The sequence below is a fragment of the Peptostreptococcus faecalis genome, from assembly GCF_900240845.1.
Taxonomy (GTDB): Bacteria; Bacillota; Clostridia; order Peptostreptococcales; family Peptostreptococcaceae; genus Peptostreptococcus; species Peptostreptococcus faecalis.
Genome location: NZ_OERU01000008.1, coordinates 26388 through 43792 on the forward strand (window position 1 = coordinate 26388; position 17405 = coordinate 43792).

Sequence of the window (17405 nt, forward strand, 5' to 3'; positions counted from 1 at the left end):
ATTATAAACAATATCCTTTCACTATTTCTACAAAGTAATCAACTCCATGCACTAGAGCTTCTTCTCTTAATTGAAATAGGGGAGTATGGAGCCCATTTGTAAAATCTAGTTCTTCATTTCTAACTCCGATAAATGCAAAACATATCGGTGATATCTCTGAAAAAAATGAAAAGTCTTCACCTAGAAGATATGATTCATTTATTTCAACAAATTCTATGTTTGCTTTTTTTGCTGCTAATTTTGATAAATTTATTAGCGAGTCATCATTTAAAACTGCAGGGTAACCTTCTCTTAGATTTAAGTTTATTTCACACCTTGTTGATAGAGAAAGACCTTCACAAATCTCTTTCATTCTTTTTTTAGTAAAGCTCAGATCTTCAGAGGAGTATGTTCTAATTGTACCCTCCAAATGTGCTGTTGAAGGAACTGAATTCATTACTTCCCCAGCATTTAATATTCCGATGTGCAAAACATTTGTATTATTGCTATTTAAGCTATACATAGGGATTGTCACAAATTGTTGGTATACTTGCAATGCAGCATTTATTGCATCAATGCCTCGATATTTTAGACCTACATGAGATGACTTGCCATTTATATCCACAAGGAATTCATTGCAGCTAGCCATTATAGGACCTTTTTTGGAAGCAATAGTACCTTCATCAAAATCCGGACTTACATGAATAGAAAACGAAGCAATTATATTATGTTTTTTGAAGTCGTATTTTTCCACTAGGACGTTAGCACCTCCAAAAGATTCTTCAGAGGGTTGAAATACTATTACTACATTTATTTTTAATAAGCCTTCATCTCTAAGTGCAATAAGCTCTTTTACAGTAGCTAACAGCATACTAGCATGAGCATCATGTCCACAGGCATGCATAACTCCATCATTTTTTGATTTATAATCTACATTTACAAGTTCTTTTATTGGTAATGCATCTATATCTGCTCTTAGCAATATAGATGTATCACTATTTCCGTCTATTACAGAGATAGTAGCTGTATCCATAGGAGTCTCGTAGTCTAATCCCATTTTTGATAGTTCATCTCTTATATACGATGATGTTTTATATTCTTCTTGCGAAAGCTCAGGATTAGAGTGTATATTCCTACGCCAGGTTTTTAATTCTTCTAAAGTCGTTGCCAACATAATAAATTGCCTCCATTTGTTTTAGTCAAGATTTCTTAGAGCATCTATAATGCTTATTTTAGAGCTGTCGACTTCATTAGTTCTTTTAATTACCTTTGCAGGAACTCCGGCAACCACAGAGTTCTCTGGGACATCCTCTGTAACTACAGATCCAGCAGCTACTACAGCATTTTTTCCTATTTTAACACCTTCTAGAATAACGGCATTAGCACCTATTAATACATTGTCGTCTACAACTACAGGATTTGCGTTAGCGGGCTCTACTACTCCTGCTAAAACAGCACCTGCGCCGACATGTACATTTTTTCCAGTCGAGGCTCTACCTCCTAGCACAGCGCCCATGTCGATCATCGTGCCTTCTCCAACAATAGCACCAATGTTTATAATAGCACCCATCATCACTACCGCGTTGTCTTTTATTACTGCATGCTCTCGTATAATAGCACCGGGCTCAATTCTTGCATTTACTTTAGATAAATCTAGAAGAGGTATTGCACTATTTCTTCTATCGTTTTCTATTACAAAATCTTCAATATTTGATTTATTTTTTGAAAAAATATCTTCCCAAGTGATTAAATCGGTGAAAATTATTTTTGAGTAGCTGTCTCCAAAGTGTTTTATATTGTCTGGAAAATCGATTTCCTCTAGATTGCCTTTCAAATATATTTTTACTGGAGTCGTTTTTTTAGATGTAGCTATATAATTTATTATTTCTTCAGATGTCAAAAAATCTCTTTTCATATTTCTCCTAACTATTTATATATTTTCGAATGTGTAAAATCCAGCTGGTTTGTCAATAATTGCTTGTGCAGCTTTTATTGCTCCGTCAGCGAATATTTTTTTAGATTGAGCTCTATGCACAATTTCTATTACTTCATCAGTACCCGCGAATAAAACTTCGTGTTCACCTACTATTGTTCCACCTCTAACTGCACTCATTCCAACTTCAAACCCATCTCTTTTATGTTCATTTTGAGATCTATCAAATATTGGATAGTATTTTTCGTTTGAAGACTGTATAGCTTCCAACAGCTTGACTGCTGTTCCACTAGGTGCATCTATTTTTCTATTATGGTGCTTTTCAATTATTTCAATGTCAAATCCATCTGATAACAGGGGAGTCAAAAATTTTAGAGCTTCAGTAAAGACATGTACACCGTAGCTCATATTAGCGCTGAAAAAAATGGGGCAATATTTGCTAGCTGAGTCCATTAAATCTTGTAATTTTTCTCTTGCACCTGTTGTAGCAACTACAATAGGTGTTTTATGAGAAGATGCTTTTTCCAGAATTGCAGATATATTATCAGGATGAGAGAAGTCTATTATCACATCGGATTCTGGAAGGTTTTCTGCATCATTAAAAACTGGGTAAGGAGAGTTTTCTATATCCATTTTTGAAAATACTCCCACTATTTCATGGTTTCTTTCAATAGCCAAAGATTCTACTACTTTTCCCATAGTACCATAACCACTTAGTAGTATTTTCATTTATAGAGTTACCTCCAATTCTTTACATACATCATATTCTCTTATCACATTATTTCTAACAGTATCTGTTGTAGGTATCAAAGGAAGTCTAAAATTTTCTTCCATTATGCCCATATGCTTTAATACAGCCTTTAATGGAGTAGGGCTGACATCTGAGAAAAGAGTTGCGATGAAAGGATCCATTTTTAATTGAAGATCTCTAGATGCATTCACTTCATTATTTCTGTATAGATTGTAGACTTCGAGGAATAACTTAGGAGTAGCATTTGCAACTACACTAATTACACCATCTCCACCATATACAAGAAAATCAAAGAAAGTTCCATCTTCGCCACTATACAATTTAAAGTCTCTGTTTTCTCCAAGAAGTCCTTTTAACTTAGCCATATACTTTAGACTTCCAGTGGCATCCTTTAAAGCAACTATATTTGGATGCTTAGAAAGTTCTACAACAGTTTCTGGTTCTATAGTCATTCCAGTTCTTCCAGGAACATTGTATAGTATAATAGGAATATTTACAGCATCAGCTATAGCAAAATAGTGTGCAACTAATCCCTTTTGGCTTGTCTTATTATAGTAAGGTGTAACAATCAACGCAGCATCTGCACCATACTTTTCTGCAAGAATAGTTTCTTCTATAGATGCTCTAGTATTATTTGATCCTGTTCCAAGAATTATTGGACAGTTGTATTTATCACCTCTGATATCTTGAGTTCTTTTTAATAATTCTATTTTTTCTTCCGTAGTCAATGTAGAACCTTCGCCAGTTGTACCAGATACGATTAAAGCATTTATTCCACTTTCAAGTTGAAAACGAACTAATTTTTCATATGATTCGTAATCGACTGATGAATCATAGTTCATAGGTGTTGCGAGTGCAGTTGCCACGCCGTTGAATAAAGTTGTCATAATTAACCCTCCTAAATAAAGTAAAATTATATTAAATAAAATATTGTACAAAATAATTTGATTTAAATTCTCTGATATTTATGCTTATTTTAGCGATTCTAAAAGTTCGGCTATTTGAACAGCATTACTAGCTGCTCCTTTTCTAATGTTGTCCGCTGTTGTCCAAATATGGAATCCATTTTCTTGAGATATGTCTTTTCTAATTCTTCCTACAAATACTTCGTCATGCCCTGTAGAATTTAGTGGCATAGGGTATTCATTGTTTTGAGGATTATCTATTAATACTATTCCAGGAGAGTTACTCAATATTTCTCTGACTTCTTCTACAGTAGCTGGTCCTTTCAGTGAAATATTTATTTCTACTGAGTGAGAGTTTAACACTGGAACTCTAGCGCAAGTAGCAGTGATGAGAACGTCATCCCCTAAATTTAATATTTTTTTTGTTTCCTCAATCATCTTCATTTCTTCTTTTGTATATCCATTTTCAAGGAATGTATCTATATGAGGTAATACGTTGTTGTATATTGGATGAGGGTATTTGCTTGGAGCAATTCCTTTTTCACCATTTTTTAAATCATCAATTCCTCCAACTCCTGAACCAGACACTGCTTGATAAGTAGTGTAAGATACACGATTAAGTCCAAATCTATCATTAAGTGGCTTTAGAGGTAGAACTGATTGAATAGTAGAGCAGTTAGGGTTTGCAATAATCTTTCTATCCAAAGAAGGAGTATTACACTCTGGTACTATTAAGTCAATTTCTGGATCCATTCTCCAAGCACTTGAGTTGTCTATTACGATTACTCCGTTTTTTTCTGCTATAGGAGCAAATTTAAGTGAAGTAGACCCCCCTGCAGAGAATAATGCATAGTCTATATCTTTATCAAAAGAGTTTTCAGTTAGCTCTTCAACTATAATATCTCTATCTCCGAATTTAATAGTTTTACCAGCAGATCTAGAAGAAGCCATAAGGTAAATATTATCAACTTCTAAATTACTTTCCAATAGACGTTCTATCATTTTTGTTCCTACGAGACCTGTAGCCCCAACAATTGCAAAATTAGCCATTCTTTTTAAATCTCCTTTTATATGTGTTATTGTTTATTTTATATGTCGAATTCCTTGCAAAGCAGGGTAACTGCTTTTGTGGAATTATCTCCGTCGATAGCATATGAAATCGATATCTCAGAAGTTGTTACTTGGTAAAATTTTATTCCATTTGAGCTAAGTACTCTGAATGATCTAGCGGCTACACCGCTGACATCTCTCATACCTGATCCAACTATGGAAATTTTAGCAAAATCAGTTCTTATAGAGTGCTTTACTCCGTTGAACGCTTTTTCTAAGTTGTCAATTACTTCGTTTAAGTCGTTTTTATCATCAACTTTACATGTAAATGAAATATTTATGCTATTTTCAAATACAACCTGGCTTATCATGTCGATATTTATGCTATATTGGTCAAGCTGATTAAATAGCTCTTCAACAAAGTTTGAAGAATCATCCACATAAGTTAAAGTAACATGTAATATATCTTTGTCTAAAGCGACTCCTGTAACAACCTTCTTTTCTAGTAAATCTGTATTAGCCATAATCCAAGTTCCTTTCGTTTCTGATAGAGTTTTTGCGATATATATAGCGACGTTGTAATTTTTTGCTATTTCTACGCAACGTGGTTCTAGTACACCTGCACCTAGAGCTGATAGTTCCAACATTTCTTCGTAACTAATTCTATTTATTTTTTTTGCCTCAGGATAAATTCTAGGATCTGTGCCATATACACCAATGACATCTGTGTAAATTTCACAAGGAGCACCTATTGTAGCGGCTAGAGCAACGGCACTTGTATCAGAGCCACCACGTCCAAGTGTGGTAATTTCAAAATTTTCATTGAAACCTTGGAAACCAGCTACCACAAGCACATCATATTTTTCTAATTCCTTTGAAATAAAATCTACATCTATTCCAGCGATCTTGCTTTTAGTATGTTTTCCGAATGTTTTGATACCGGCTTGCATCCCAGTAAGAGATCTCGATTTCACTCCCAAGTCATTTAGTGCAATTGACATTAGGGAAATTGTATTTTGTTCTCCAATTGATAAGAGAGTATCGAGTTCTCTAGGGTTAGGATTATCTGTAATTTCACTAACCTTTTTCAGCAGTTCATCGGTAGTTGCACCCATAGCGGATACTACGACAACAAGTTTTTCTCCTTTTTCAGATCTTTCTTTTAGATATTTTGAAATTTCCTTTATCTTATTGACGCTACTAACTGAGCTGCCACCAAATTTCAATACAGTTGTTCTGTTCATAAATACCTCCAATCGAAAAAATTGCTATAATTTTGTGTACAAAAAAAGACAGATACGAGCCGCATCTGCCTTAATATACACATAACATATAATAATGCACGAGACGTGGCTAGCACTCCATTATATAAAAAAAGGCAAATGCAGTAGCCCACATTTGCCTATAAATGACATTTGTTCTGGCTAGCACTCCATTATTTTAATATAATGACAAAACAATAGCTCTTAACACATGTTCCAAAAATAATTGTGAGGCAACACAATTATAATCTCGGCAAAATCCCCTTTCCTATCAAACTGATTGCCCTCATTATTTGAAAGTACTCTTGTCATTTGCGCCTCTATCCTGTATTTGATTGTATTGTTTCCATTATAGATGATGAAAGTATATTTGTAAAGACTGTATTTTTAGAAAATAAAAAAATTTAAAAATAAAATAAAAATACTGATTTATATTATATTTATACTGATAACTTGACTGTGGTATAATAATTGTAAATATTTAAATATAATTATAAAAAAAATTGTGTTTTTAAAGGAAAGATAAAGATAAGAATAAATAAAAATTTTTGAAAAATAGAAGAGTATAAAAATAAAAAAATAAATGATAAGGAGCTTACATATGGAAAATCAAGTAGAAGAGATAGTGCGGGAAAAATTATTTGATTTACAAGATCTAAAATATAAGGAATTTACTAGCAAATTAATACCATCAAAAGATGAGGGAGTGATAATAGGGGTAAGAATGCCGGCTCTTAGAAAGCTAGCAAAAGAGTTAGTAAAAAGCGATATTGGAGAAAAATATTTAGAAATATTACCTCATAAATATATGGAAGAGTACAACTTGCATGGGTTATTGCTGGAGAATAATAAAGACATTGATTTTGTAATTGAAAAAATTGATTTATTTCTTCCTTACGTAGATAACTGGGCAACCTGTGACTTGATATCACCTAAAGCTTTTAAAAAGTATCCAGACAAGGTATATGAAAAGATTAAAATATGGATTGAAAGTAATCACGTATATACAGTGAGGTTTGCTATTCAAATAATGTTGTCAAATTATTTAGATGACAATTTTAAGCCAGAAATGCTAGAACTTGTTACAAATATAGATACAGAAGAGTATTATATCAATATGGTGATAGCTTGGTACTTAAGTTTCGCACTGATTAAGCAGTATGACGCAACTATAGGAATTATTGAGTCCAAGGAACTAGGTAAATTTGTTCATAATAAGACCATACAAAAAGCTATAGAAAGTAGACAAATAGATGAAGATACAAAAAAATATTTAAAGACTTTAAAAAAGTAGTATAAAAATAGTATAAAAAGAGAGTATAAAAGATAGTATTATAAAACAAAAAATAGTATTATAGAAACTCAGAAAAATATGGAGGAAATAAAATTGAAAACTTTTTTAATAATATTTGCATTGCTAATAATTATAGTATTAGTAGCCGTTGGCATAATTGCCAATAAATTTGCACATGAATTATCAAATCCTCAAAGAACATACAACGAATCTAATCCGAAAAATGCTATAGGTATGGATTATGAAAATGTAGAGTTTACATCCAAGGGAAATAAGATAAAGGGTTGGTATATACCTGCTGAAAATGCTAGATTCAATTTCGTTTTTGCTCATGGATATACTGAAAATAAAGAGTGTAAAGAGTTTGAAATGTATGATTTGGTAAAAAAAATAAACTCAATGGGCGGTAATTTTCTTTCTTTTGATTTTTCTGGAGAGGGAGAATCTGAAGGAAATATCGTGACTTGTGGATATAGAGAAAAAGATGATTTGAGAGAAGCAATAAGCTTTATAAAGCAAAAATCAGATAAACCTGTATTTTCATATGGAATATCAATGGGTGCGGTAGCATCAATACTACAGGCAGAGGGGCAAAATAATGTGCGAGGAGTAATAGCAGATAGCCCGTTCTCTAGTATGAGAGATTATCTAAATGAAAACTTAGGTGTTTGGACACCACTTCCATCTTTTTTCCATCCTATTTTAATAAAAACACTAGAAAAAATATCTAATATTTCAGTAGATGAAGTAGAACCAGTAAAGAGCATTAAAAATGTTAATGTACCTGTTTTGTTAATACATGCAAAAGGTGATGAAATGATACCATATGCTGAGAGTCAAAAAATTTATAATGCAAACAAAGAAAAAGTGATTTTTAAATTAATGGATAATTATGGTCATAGATTGTCCTTTTCAAAAAATAAGGATGAATATACTGACTTATTACAGTCGTTTATAGAGGCAAATTTAATAAAATAGAAATAAAAGATAAAACATAAATAGAAATTGGAGGTAAAAATGATAAAAAAATACTTAGATAAATCACCAAAAATACCATCGTCTTGTTATGTAGATGAAATGGCGAGCGTGATAGGAGAAGTTGAGTTAGGGGAAAATGTGAGTATATGGCCTAGTGCATCGGTTCGTGCTGATGAAATGAAAATAAAAATAGGAAATAATTCAAATATACAGGATTGTTCTTCTTTGCACGGAGATGAAGACATATCTATTGGGGAAAATGTATCTGTTGGACATGGAGCAATAGTACATGGTGCGGAAATAGGTAATAATGTTGTTGTAGGAATGGGTTCTATAATTTTAGATGGTGCAAAAATAGGAGACAATTGTATAATAGGTGCAGGTTCGCTAATTACTGGAAATAAAAAGTTTGAAAGTGGAATGATGATATTAGGATCCCCAGCAAAAGCAGTGAGAAAGCTTACCGATGAAGAAATTAAATATATTGAAGACAACTCAAAAACGTATTTAGAACTAAAAAAAGATTATTTAAATAAATAGTAAAAATATAAACACAAATATATAGATTCACAAATATAAAAAGTCAATCCTCTGCATAAGCATTCACTACAGTTGTAGTGTTAGGGCGGGAGGATTGACTTTTTAAATATGTATAGTGGATAGGCAAATTATTTATATCTTTACGGTCACCTTATCAATTTTCAAATTTTTGTAAAATACCAATACACCAGAAATTACATATACTATAGCAATTATATTAGGTATTATTGGATTTATTCTTCCTGCAAATAGTGAAATAACAAAAAGTACTAAAGCAAATAACATAAATTTCATAACCCATCTATTTTTTTTAGGTTTATTTTTTTTGGATTCTTTTCTGCTCATAAAAAATATCACTCCTTAAAAAGTTCTTATACATATATTATACAACTTTATAGATAAAAGTGTTGATTTTTATTGAAATTCTTTAAAGTAATTGCAAAATATTATTTATGATTTGGTAGAAATGTAGTATGATATAATAGTAGTATTATGGTTACATTAATATACTTCGTTTTAAAGATATTATTCATTAATTTAAAATGATATAATGTTTAAAGCGAAGCACATTAATAATGCAAATTTGACAGTTATATTAAATTGTAATTTTATTTTGGAGGAACTTTTATATGAACATCAATCAAAAGTCAGTAGATGCACTTAGAATATTATCTGCTGATCAAATTCAAAAGGCTAATTCAGGTCACCCAGGTTTACCACTTGGAGCAGCTCCAGCAGCTTATGAATTATGGGCAAAACACATGAATCACAATCCTAAAAATCCTAACTGGGAAAATAGAGATAGATTTGTTTTATCTGCGGGACATGGTTCAGCATTACTTTATTCACTACTTCATTTATTTAACTATGAAGGAATGACAATAGATGAGCTAAAAAACTTTAGACAGTTTGGTCATTTAACACCAGGTCATCCAGAATATGGACACACAGTAGGAGTAGAATCGACTACAGGCCCATTAGGAGCAGGAGTATCTACTGCAGTTGGTATGGCTATGGCTGAAGCTCACTTAGCAGCTAAGTTTAATAAAGAGGGATATCCTGTTGTTGATCATTACACATATGCAATGACTGGTGACGGATGTTTAATGGAAGGGATCTCTTATGAAGCGTTATCTCTTGCTGGTACATTGAAATTAGACAAGCTAATTGTATTATATGATTCAAACAACATAACAATAGAAGGGGATACTGACTTTGCATTTACGGAAGATGTAGCAAAAAGATTTGATGCATTTGGATTCCAAGTTCAAACAGTTGAAGATGGAAATGACCTAGAAACTATCGGTAAGGCTATAGAAAATGCAAAAGCAGAAAAGAATAAGCCTTCTCTAATTATATGTAAGACTCTAATTGGATATGGATCACCTGCGAAAGTTGGTAAGGCATCAGCTCATGGTGAACCTCTAGGAGTAGATAATGTAAAAGAAATGAGAGAATTCTTAGGTTGGGAATCTCAAGAAGCATTTGAAGTTCCAGCAGATGTATATGCAAACTATGAATCAATCGCAAACGAAGGTTCTAAAAAAGAAGAAGAATGGAATGCAATGTTCGAAAGATATTCTAAGGAATTCCCTGAAGCTAGAAAAGAATGGGATGAATTTTTCTCTGATATAGATATTGATAAGATAATGAATTCTGATGAATATTGGAATTATGAAGACAAAGCAATGGCTACTAGAGCTGTATCAGGAAATATAATAAATATATTAAAAGACCTATATCCTAATATGGTTGGTGGTTCTGCTGACTTGGCACCATCAAATAAGACAGAGATGAAGGATGAAGGATTCTTCTCTGCTACAGATAGATCAGGAAGAAACATTCACTTTGGTGTTAGAGAAATGGCAATGACTGCTATTACTAATGGTATATACCTACACGGCGGATTAAAATCTTTCTGTGCAACTTTCTTTGTATTCAGTGATTTCATGAAGCCAATGATTCGTCTAGCTGCTCTAATGGGTCTTCCAGTAGCATACGTATTGACTCATGATAGCATAGGAGTTGGAGAAGATGGACCTACACATGAACCAGTAGAACAACTTGCAATGCTTAGATCAATACCAAATCTAAACGTATTTAGACCAGCAGATTATACAGAAACTGCTGTAGCTTGGGCAAGTGCAATGAAGTCAGAAGCTAAGCCTACAGCTATAGTGCTTACAAGACAGAATTTACCACAAATTGAAGGTTCTTCTAAAGATGCGTTCAAGGGTGCATATGTAATTTCAGAAGCTAAGGATAAGGACAACATAGATTTAATAATTCTTGCATCTGGATCTGAAGTTGAACTTGCAGTAGCAGCTCAAAAAGAAATTGAAACTACAGGAAAATCTGTAAGAGTAGTATCAGTTCCTTGTATGGAAATATTTGAAAGTCAGGATTCACAGTACAAAGAATCTGTATTACCAAGTGGAGTAAGAGCTAGACTTGCTGTAGAAGCGGCTAATCCTATGCCTTGGTATAAATATGTAGGAATTGATGGAGATGTAGTTGGAATGACTACATTCGGTGCATCAGCTCCTGCAAAAGTATTATTTGAACACTTTGGATTCACTACTGAAAATGTGGTTGAAAAAGCAATGAATTTAATAAATAGATAGATATAAAAAATCCCCTGCTTTTAAATAAGCAGGTTTTTTTTGTTATCAGATATATTATTGAACCATTTGTCACATTTTAAAGCCGAATATCACAAATCAATAGAATATATAAAGAATTATGGTAACATAGTGTTATAAAAAATAAGGAGGGATAGAATTGATACAATTTCTTGAAACATTTATAAATAAAGGAGTATCTTTTGAAATGACAGGAGTAGTTTTTCTTCTAATAATGATATCTTTTATACGAGGCAAAAAGGCTAGTAAAAAAGAGGTACTGATGGACTTTAGTGTAGTTATTGTAGCTACACTTATAGAAGAATTAATTGCCAGTACAGGTATTTACAAGTTGGCGATTTTTGTTGAAACCTATGCCTTTAATCCAGTTGGTTATATATCCCTAATATTGGTGTTGGTTTATATTAAAAGAAAATACAAGACGAATTATACCGCAATGTATGGAACGCTTTTCTTTTTCTTATCTACAACTGTTAATTCGTTAGTTTATAATTTTCAGAGTACATTTATAATTAGCCCTTTATTTCAAAATTTGCAAAAACTTAGATTTTCAACAGAAACATCTGAAATTATTTTTGATGCGTCTTTCATTTTTTTAACAGCTTTAGTACCATGTATAATAATGTTTTTAATAACTGAATTATTTCTTAAAAAAATCAAAAAAGACGAAGTCATATTTTCAAAGAGAGATCAGTATATATTTATAGCTATTTATATAGTCTTGTATCTAACTTTTGCGACAGTCATAGGGTTAGTAAATGATATTCCGTACGATAGAGAGCAATCTGTTATGTTTGCAGAAATTTTCCATGCTATAAATAAAAAAGAATCTCTTTTAGGTATAGGTGTATTGATTTCAGGCATACTTAATCTATACTTCTATGTAAAAATCAGCAATTTATACAAAAAAGATTGTGAAAACAAGATTACAGAGTCATTTATAAATTATACTGATAAATACCTAGATAAGGCAATAGAGCATGAAGAAAAGATATCAAAGCTTTGTCATGATTTTAAAAATCATATGATGGTAATAGCATCTTTAAAAGAAAATGGTATAGAAGAGGTCAATGAGTATTTAAAACCAATAGAAGATATGAAAAATGATCTTCCAATAAAAGTAGCATCTGGTAATGCTATAGCTGATATTATTCTAAACGAAAAAGCTAGTGACATGGTGAAATTAGGAATAAAATATGACATCAAAGTAGCGATACCAAAGGATATAAAGATGGAGCCACACGATTTAGGGTCAATACTATTTAACACTATAGACAATGCAATTGACGGAAGTATGCATGAAGAGGATGGATGGATAGATATAGACATATCCCCTAAGGGTAAAAATTTAGTATATACCATATCAAATAGCTATAATGATAAAAAGACTAAAGAAAAATCATACTCTAAGAAAGAAAATATATGTAGCGGTTATGGCAATAATATAGTCAAAAATATATTAAAAAAATATAATGGCGATATGGATATAGAAAAAAAGGATAATAAGTATTCTGTATCTATGTACTTTAGCGTATAGTAAGTAAATAGGGATCTTTAATAAAAAGAATAAAAATGATAAAATATATAATATAATGTAAGTTCTGCCAATATTTAAGTTTAAAGATATTGGCAGAATATTTCTGTAAAATAATATGCAATAAATTGGTGGTAATAATCATGATTAATATAGCGATATGCGAAGATGAGATGTCTAGTGCTAAAAAAATTGAAAATGAGATAAAACAATACTTTTCTGACTATGGTATAGAGCATAGCGTGTCTATTTACAATGGTGCAGATGAACTAGTTAAAGTTGTTGAAAATTTAGAGTTTAATATATTTTTTTTTGACATAGAACTAGGTAGAGATGATGGAGTCGAGCTTGCTAGGCACATTAGAAACATTTATAAGGACGCTTTATTTATATTTGTCACAAACAAGAGTGAAAGAGTATATGAAGTGTTTGAATTAGATACGTTTGGATTTGTAAGGAAGGATTTTTTTGAAAAAGATTTTCCAGATATTATAAAAAGGTTAGTAAAACAGTTGAAAAACCATATAAACATATATGAGATAAAGACGAACGAAGACGAAGTTTATATAAGAGAAAACGATATTGTATATGTTGAAAGAATTGCAGGTTATATAACAATTACAACTCGTGAAAAAAAGATAAAAACAGGATATAGATATTTGACAGAACTACCAATTGACTTATCTGATGAAAAATACTTTGAAATTTATAGAGGGTTGGTAGTGAATTTTAAATATATTGACTATATAGAAGGTGAATCAGTATATATGTTAAACATAGAAAAGTTACCTGTGTCGAGGAGAAAGAAACAGAGCTTAAAAGTAGCGTATAAAAATTATATGTTAAAAGATTAGTTGATTAATAAATTATGTATAACTTAAAATATTGTTTGCAATTATGATATTTATAATAATGTTTTATAAAAAATAAAGATAATAAAAAGGAGTAGAATGTTAATTCTACTCCTTTTTTGACTTTAAAATTTATATAATATTCTATAAAGCATTTAAATCGATTATATAATTTAAATATGGTACAACTTATAGATATTTTATATTATTCTACTTCGTCAGCTAGCGGTATTGGCTTTCTAACGATATATTTGTAATAGACTTTTTCTACCATTATAGATATTGCATTATCTCCAGCAACATTTGCTGCAGTTCCGAAACTATCCTGAGTTAAGTACAATGATATCAAGATAGATGCAAGAGGACTGTTAGTTGCAATCCCAACTACTGGTAAGAATGGAAGGGCACTCATTACCGCTCCACCTGGTGCACCTGGTGCTGCAACCATAGCTACACCTAGTATTGCTATAAACTGTATAAATAATCCGAAACTATATGGCATTTGATACATGTGAAGTAATGTATAAACACAAGCTGTCAAAGTAATCATTGAACCAGGAAGGTGAACAGTTGCAGATAGAGGTATAACAAATTCTCTTATCTGAGCAGTAACACCCATCTTTTTGTTACAATCAACATTTACTGGGATAGTAGCTGCTGATGATTGAGTACCAAGAGCAGTAAGATATCCTGGAATAGCTTTCTTTAATGTCTTGAAAGGATTTCTCTTTGTGTAAGTACAAGAAACTATAAACATTAAAGTAATATAAAGTAAATGAAGTATTAATATACACACAAATATCTTGACAAAAATTTGTAGTATCGCAAAAACTGAACCTGAATAAGCCATATTTGCAAAGTTACCAAAGATAAAGAATGGTAATAAAGGTATTACAGATTTAGTAAGTACAATATTTATTATTTCATTGAATTCACCAATGATAGAGTGGAATACTTTTCCAGAACCTTTTTGCTTTATCATTGATACACAAAGTCCAAGTAAGAATGCAAGAACTAGCGCAGAAGTTACATCCATAATAGGTTCAAGAGGAATTTCAAATAATGGTTTTAAGTTTCTAGAAGTAGCTGCTTGAATTTCAGTAGCCATAGCTGGATCTATAAAGCTTGGGAAAATAGAATCCGCCATAAAGTAAGAAAGTGAACCAGCAACTAATGTAGAACAATAAGCAAGTAAAACAGTTACCAGTAGTAATTTTCCAGCTCCTTCTGATAAATCAGATATACCTTTAGATACAAATGCAAGAATCATCATTGGAATAATGAAGTTCAAAAATTTCCCGAAAAATGCAGAAAAAGTAACAGCCACTTGAACAACAACAGTTGGTAAATAAGAGCCTGCTATTATACCTAGAATAATTGCGATAATCAATTTTGGAATAAGTCCTAATTTGAATTTCTTTTTCGTTTCAGTCATAGTATTCTCCTTTTATTAAGTTTTAGTAAAAAATATTTGATAATCTAATAGTGTTTTATGCAAATTTCCAATAAATATTTTAAGTACCATTTTAAAAATATAATATCGTATTTATGATCGTATTTATAAATAAAACGATTTGGGAATTAACATAAAAACGCTATAGAATTAAAGATATTAGGTCGCAATGTACTTATACTTTTTATGGACATTATATAAAACTAAATTAAAAAATTTACAAATTATAGAATGTTTTTAAAAGAAAGTAACGACTTCACAAGTTATAATACAGTATGAACGAAGTAATTGCAATAGCAGGAAAAAATAGAGAAATATTAAAAATTAAAGAATGGAATTATAATCAAGGATGTATTTTTATTAAATTAACTTTTAAAGCTTAAAAACTGAAATAATAAAAGGGGAAAAGAAGTATTACATAATTTAAAAAAAATAAAAATTGAATTATTCGACGTTTAGATAAAAAAGGTAAAACTTATTGTAGTATATATGTGCATACATATAGACACCTTAAATTTAAATTTTGCGTGTTATTTAGATAAAGATATTTTAATAATTACTACAATATTATAATTTAATACAGTGATATGGAATAATGTTGAATAGTAATAGTAAAAAAATTGCATGGAAATTATAAAAATAAAAGTATAAAAAAAGAAATGTGATCTTTTATTACTATTTATTGTATACACGTGGTGAAAAAATATAAAAAATTCATACATCAGATAAATACGTCTCATAAATACTACATAAGTATAGAAAGAAAAAATAACAATAAATCAACTAAAGATTGATAAATCAAAGCATATAGTGTAAAATGAGTTTGTGTTTTATTATAAAAAAAATATAAAAGAAAAAAATATATTTTTAGGAGAAAAAAATAGTAATAAGAGATTTTAATATGTTTTTTATATAATTTTTTAATAAAATCTTCAAAAGAACACTATGAAAGTTAAAATGATACAAACATTGAAAATACTAGTGTTTAAATGGATAAAACCATTTGCTAATTATGCTATTTAAAAGTTTTTTATAAAAAAATAAACTTTTTTTATAAAAAGTGTTGACGACTATGGGGTACTATGATAATATAATACTTGTCCTTGAGAAACAGGGAAAAACAAAAAACAAAATGTGGTTATTATAGCAAAGAGGATACACCTGTTCCCATTCCGAACACAGAAGTTAAGCTCTTTAGCGCCGAAGGTACTTGATGGGAAGCTGTCTGGGAGAATAGGACGTAGCCACGTTATTCCAAGGTAGCTCAATGGTGGAGCAACCGGCTGTTAACCGGTAGGCTGTGGGTTCGAGCCCCACCCTTGGAGCTTAATGACTTGGCTCCTTGGTCAAGCGGTTAAGACACCGCCCTTTCACGGCGGTAACAGGGGTTCGATTCCCCTAGGAGTCATTATGGGAGTATAGCTCAGCTGGGAGAGCACCTGCCTTACAAGCAGGGGGTCACAGGTTCGAGCCCTGTTACTCCCACCATACAAACATTATATGCTGGTGTGGCTCAACGGTAGAGCAGCTGACTTGTAATCAGCAGGTTGTAGGTTCAATTCCTATCACCAGCTCCATCAAAATTCAATACGGTCTATTAGCTCAGTAGGTAGAGCACTTGACTTTTAATCAAGGTGTCCCGCGTTCGAGCCGCGGATAGATCATTAAGGAGAGGTGTCCGAGTGGTTTAAGGAGCTGGTCTTGAAAACCAGTGATGCTTAACGGCACCGTGGGTTCGAATCCCACCCTCTCCGCCATTATTTTTTTTTAAAAAAATGGAATATTAAAAAAGAATATTATATGCGAGTTAAATATATGGAGAAGTACTCAAGAGGCTCAAGAGGATCCCCTGCTAAGGGATTAGGCTGGATTAAACCGGTGCGAGGGTTCGAATCCCTCCTTCTCCGCCATTTGGAGACGAGGTGTGGCGCAGTTTGGTAGCGCACATGGTTTGGGACCATGGGGCCGGGGGTTCGAGTCCCTTCACCTCGACCATTTAACTTAATTATATATGGACCATTAGCTCAGTTGGTTAGAGCGCCCGGCTCATAACCGGTAGGTCCGGGGTTCGAATCCCTGATGGTCCACCATTTTAGGGAAAACCTAAAAATGAACTTTGAAAATTAAACAGCAGGTTAATTCATATTGTTTTTATAAACAATTGATTAATCGTTTAAACCATAAAGGTTTAAACCACAAACAACAAACCAAGCCAGATATTTCGAGATAATAC

Annotated in this window: 14 protein-coding genes, 9 tRNA genes, 1 rRNA gene and 1 riboswitch; of the genes, 16 read left to right on the forward strand and 8 right to left on the reverse strand. The window is 31.8% G+C overall.

Going from position 1 to position 17405, the window contains the following annotated elements:
- Window position 1: 1 nt before the first annotated feature.
- The 6 genes from C0982_RS08770 to C0982_RS08795 all read right to left on the reverse strand — a co-directional run bounded on the left by C0982_RS08770 (window position 2) and on the right by C0982_RS08795 (window position 5862).
- Window positions 2-1153 carry a M20 metallopeptidase family protein gene (locus C0982_RS08770; protein ID WP_101773853.1) on the reverse strand — a complete coding sequence of 384 codons (1152 nt, stop codon included), beginning with the start codon at window positions 1151-1153 and terminating at the stop codon, window positions 2-4.
- Between the two features lie 21 nt (window positions 1154-1174).
- Complete coding sequence (dapD, locus tag C0982_RS08775) at window positions 1175-1894, reverse strand: 2,3,4,5-tetrahydropyridine-2,6-dicarboxylate N-acetyltransferase (RefSeq protein ID WP_101773854.1); 720 nt, start codon at window positions 1892-1894, stop codon at window positions 1175-1177.
- Window positions 1895-1909: 15 nt separating this feature from the next.
- The gene (gene dapB / locus C0982_RS08780) at window positions 1910-2641 is read right to left on the reverse strand and encodes a 4-hydroxy-tetrahydrodipicolinate reductase (protein WP_101773855.1); all 732 of its coding nucleotides are present in this window, start codon (window positions 2639-2641) and stop codon (window positions 1910-1912) included.
- Complete coding sequence (gene dapA, locus C0982_RS08785) at window positions 2642-3550, reverse strand: 4-hydroxy-tetrahydrodipicolinate synthase (protein WP_101773856.1); 909 nt, start codon at window positions 3548-3550, stop codon at window positions 2642-2644.
- An 84-nt stretch (window positions 3551-3634) separates the two neighbouring features.
- Window positions 3635-4618: an aspartate-semialdehyde dehydrogenase gene (locus C0982_RS08790; protein ID WP_101773857.1), complete on the reverse strand. Its 984-nt coding sequence runs from the start codon at window positions 4616-4618 to the stop codon at window positions 3635-3637.
- 38 nt (window positions 4619-4656) lie between these two features.
- Window positions 4657-5862: an aspartate kinase gene (locus C0982_RS08795; protein ID WP_101773858.1), complete on the reverse strand. Its 1206-nt coding sequence runs from the start codon at window positions 5860-5862 to the stop codon at window positions 4657-4659.
- 173 nt (window positions 5863-6035) lie between these two features.
- A riboswitch (Lysine riboswitch) is annotated at window positions 6036-6211 on the reverse strand.
- Between the two features lie 270 nt (window positions 6212-6481).
- On the opposite strand from C0982_RS08795, the gene C0982_RS08800 reads away from it, so the two are divergent.
- The 3 genes from C0982_RS08800 (at window position 6482) to C0982_RS08810 (ending at window position 8692) form a co-directional block, all read left to right on the forward strand.
- Window positions 6482-7174: a DNA alkylation repair protein gene (locus C0982_RS08800; RefSeq protein ID WP_101773859.1), complete on the forward strand. Its 693-nt coding sequence runs from the start codon at window positions 6482-6484 to the stop codon at window positions 7172-7174.
- Between the two features lie 93 nt (window positions 7175-7267).
- Window positions 7268-8152 (forward strand): alpha/beta hydrolase, encoded by an 885-nt coding sequence (locus tag C0982_RS08805; RefSeq protein WP_180946922.1) that lies wholly within the window; start codon window positions 7268-7270, stop codon window positions 8150-8152.
- 39 nt (window positions 8153-8191) lie between these two features.
- Entirely contained in the window at window positions 8192-8692 is a 501-nt protein-coding gene (locus tag C0982_RS08810) for a gamma carbonic anhydrase family protein (protein ID WP_101773861.1), read from the forward strand.
- 132 nt (window positions 8693-8824) lie between these two features.
- Here C0982_RS08810 and C0982_RS08815 read toward each other — a convergent pair whose 3' ends face one another.
- A complete protein-coding gene (locus tag C0982_RS08815; RefSeq protein WP_101773862.1) occupies window positions 8825-9037 on the reverse strand; it encodes a hypothetical protein in 213 nt (70 codons plus the stop codon).
- A gap of 284 nt (window positions 9038-9321) precedes the next feature.
- On the opposite strand from C0982_RS08815, the gene tkt reads away from it, so the two are divergent.
- The 3 genes from tkt (at window position 9322) to C0982_RS08830 (ending at window position 13722) form a co-directional block, all read left to right on the forward strand.
- Window positions 9322-11316 carry a transketolase gene (gene tkt / locus C0982_RS08820; protein WP_101773863.1) on the forward strand — a complete coding sequence of 665 codons (1995 nt, stop codon included), beginning with the start codon at window positions 9322-9324 and terminating at the stop codon, window positions 11314-11316.
- A gap of 157 nt (window positions 11317-11473) precedes the next feature.
- Window positions 11474-12871 (forward strand): sensor histidine kinase, encoded by a 1398-nt coding sequence (locus C0982_RS08825; protein ID WP_101773864.1) that lies wholly within the window; start codon window positions 11474-11476, stop codon window positions 12869-12871.
- Between the two features lie 140 nt (window positions 12872-13011).
- On the forward strand, window positions 13012-13722 hold the full coding sequence (locus C0982_RS08830) for a LytR/AlgR family response regulator transcription factor (RefSeq protein ID WP_101773865.1): 711 nt from the start codon (window positions 13012-13014) through the stop codon (window positions 13720-13722).
- 202 nt (window positions 13723-13924) lie between these two features.
- Here the strand turns inward: C0982_RS08830 and C0982_RS08835 are convergent, their stop codons facing one another.
- Window positions 13925-15154, reverse strand: coding sequence for a dicarboxylate/amino acid:cation symporter (locus C0982_RS08835; protein ID WP_101773866.1), 1230 nt, complete (start codon window positions 15152-15154; stop codon window positions 13925-13927).
- Window positions 15155-16305: 1151 nt separating this feature from the next.
- On the opposite strand from C0982_RS08835, the gene rrf reads away from it, so the two are divergent.
- From rrf to C0982_RS08885, 10 genes are all read left to right on the forward strand, one after another.
- Window positions 16306-16422, forward strand: a 5S ribosomal RNA gene (gene rrf / locus C0982_RS08840).
- 3 nt (window positions 16423-16425) lie between these two features.
- A tRNA-Asn gene (locus C0982_RS08845) sits at window positions 16426-16497 on the forward strand.
- Between the two features lie 11 nt (window positions 16498-16508).
- A tRNA-Glu gene (locus tag C0982_RS08850) sits at window positions 16509-16580 on the forward strand.
- A 4-nt stretch (window positions 16581-16584) separates the two neighbouring features.
- A tRNA-Val gene (locus C0982_RS08855) sits at window positions 16585-16660 on the forward strand.
- Between the two features lie 14 nt (window positions 16661-16674).
- Window positions 16675-16749: transfer RNA gene (locus tag C0982_RS08860), tRNA-Thr, on the forward strand.
- Between the two features lie 14 nt (window positions 16750-16763).
- Window positions 16764-16836, forward strand: a tRNA-Lys gene (locus tag C0982_RS08865).
- A gap of 4 nt (window positions 16837-16840) precedes the next feature.
- A tRNA-Ser gene (locus tag C0982_RS08870) sits at window positions 16841-16929 on the forward strand.
- Between the two features lie 60 nt (window positions 16930-16989).
- A tRNA-Ser gene (locus C0982_RS08875) sits at window positions 16990-17082 on the forward strand.
- A gap of 8 nt (window positions 17083-17090) precedes the next feature.
- Window positions 17091-17167: transfer RNA gene (locus tag C0982_RS08880), tRNA-Pro, on the forward strand.
- 18 nt (window positions 17168-17185) lie between these two features.
- Window positions 17186-17262 (forward strand) — tRNA-Ile (locus tag C0982_RS08885).
- Window positions 17263-17405 lie beyond the last annotated feature (143 nt).

Coding starts and splice junctions, on each gene's coding strand:
- dapD (WP_101773854.1), bottom strand. CDS start 1,894: ATGAAAAGAGATTTTTTGACATCTGAAGAAATAATAAATTATATAGCT.
- C0982_RS08810 (WP_101773861.1), top strand. CDS start 8,192: ATGATAAAAAAATACTTAGATAAATCACCAAAAATACCATCGTCTTGT.
- C0982_RS08815 (WP_101773862.1), bottom strand. CDS start 9,037: ATGAGCAGAAAAGAATCCAAAAAAAATAAACCTAAAAAAAATAGATGG.
- tkt (WP_101773863.1), top strand. CDS start 9,322: ATGAACATCAATCAAAAGTCAGTAGATGCACTTAGAATATTATCTGCT.
- dapA (WP_101773856.1), bottom strand. CDS start 3,550: ATGACAACTTTATTCAACGGCGTGGCAACTGCACTCGCAACACCTATG.
- C0982_RS08770 (WP_101773853.1), bottom strand. CDS start 1,153: ATGTTGGCAACGACTTTAGAAGAATTAAAAACCTGGCGTAGGAATATA.
- C0982_RS08790 (WP_101773857.1), bottom strand. CDS start 4,618: ATGGCTAATTTTGCAATTGTTGGGGCTACAGGTCTCGTAGGAACAAAA.
- C0982_RS08800 (WP_101773859.1), top strand. CDS start 6,482: ATGGAAAATCAAGTAGAAGAGATAGTGCGGGAAAAATTATTTGATTTA.
- C0982_RS08830 (WP_101773865.1), top strand. CDS start 13,012: ATGATTAATATAGCGATATGCGAAGATGAGATGTCTAGTGCTAAAAAA.
- C0982_RS08835 (WP_101773866.1), bottom strand. CDS start 15,154: ATGACTGAAACGAAAAAGAAATTCAAATTAGGACTTATTCCAAAATTG.
- dapB (WP_101773855.1), bottom strand. CDS start 2,641: ATGAAAATACTACTAAGTGGTTATGGTACTATGGGAAAAGTAGTAGAA.
- C0982_RS08795 (WP_101773858.1), bottom strand. CDS start 5,862: ATGAACAGAACAACTGTATTGAAATTTGGTGGCAGCTCAGTTAGTAGC.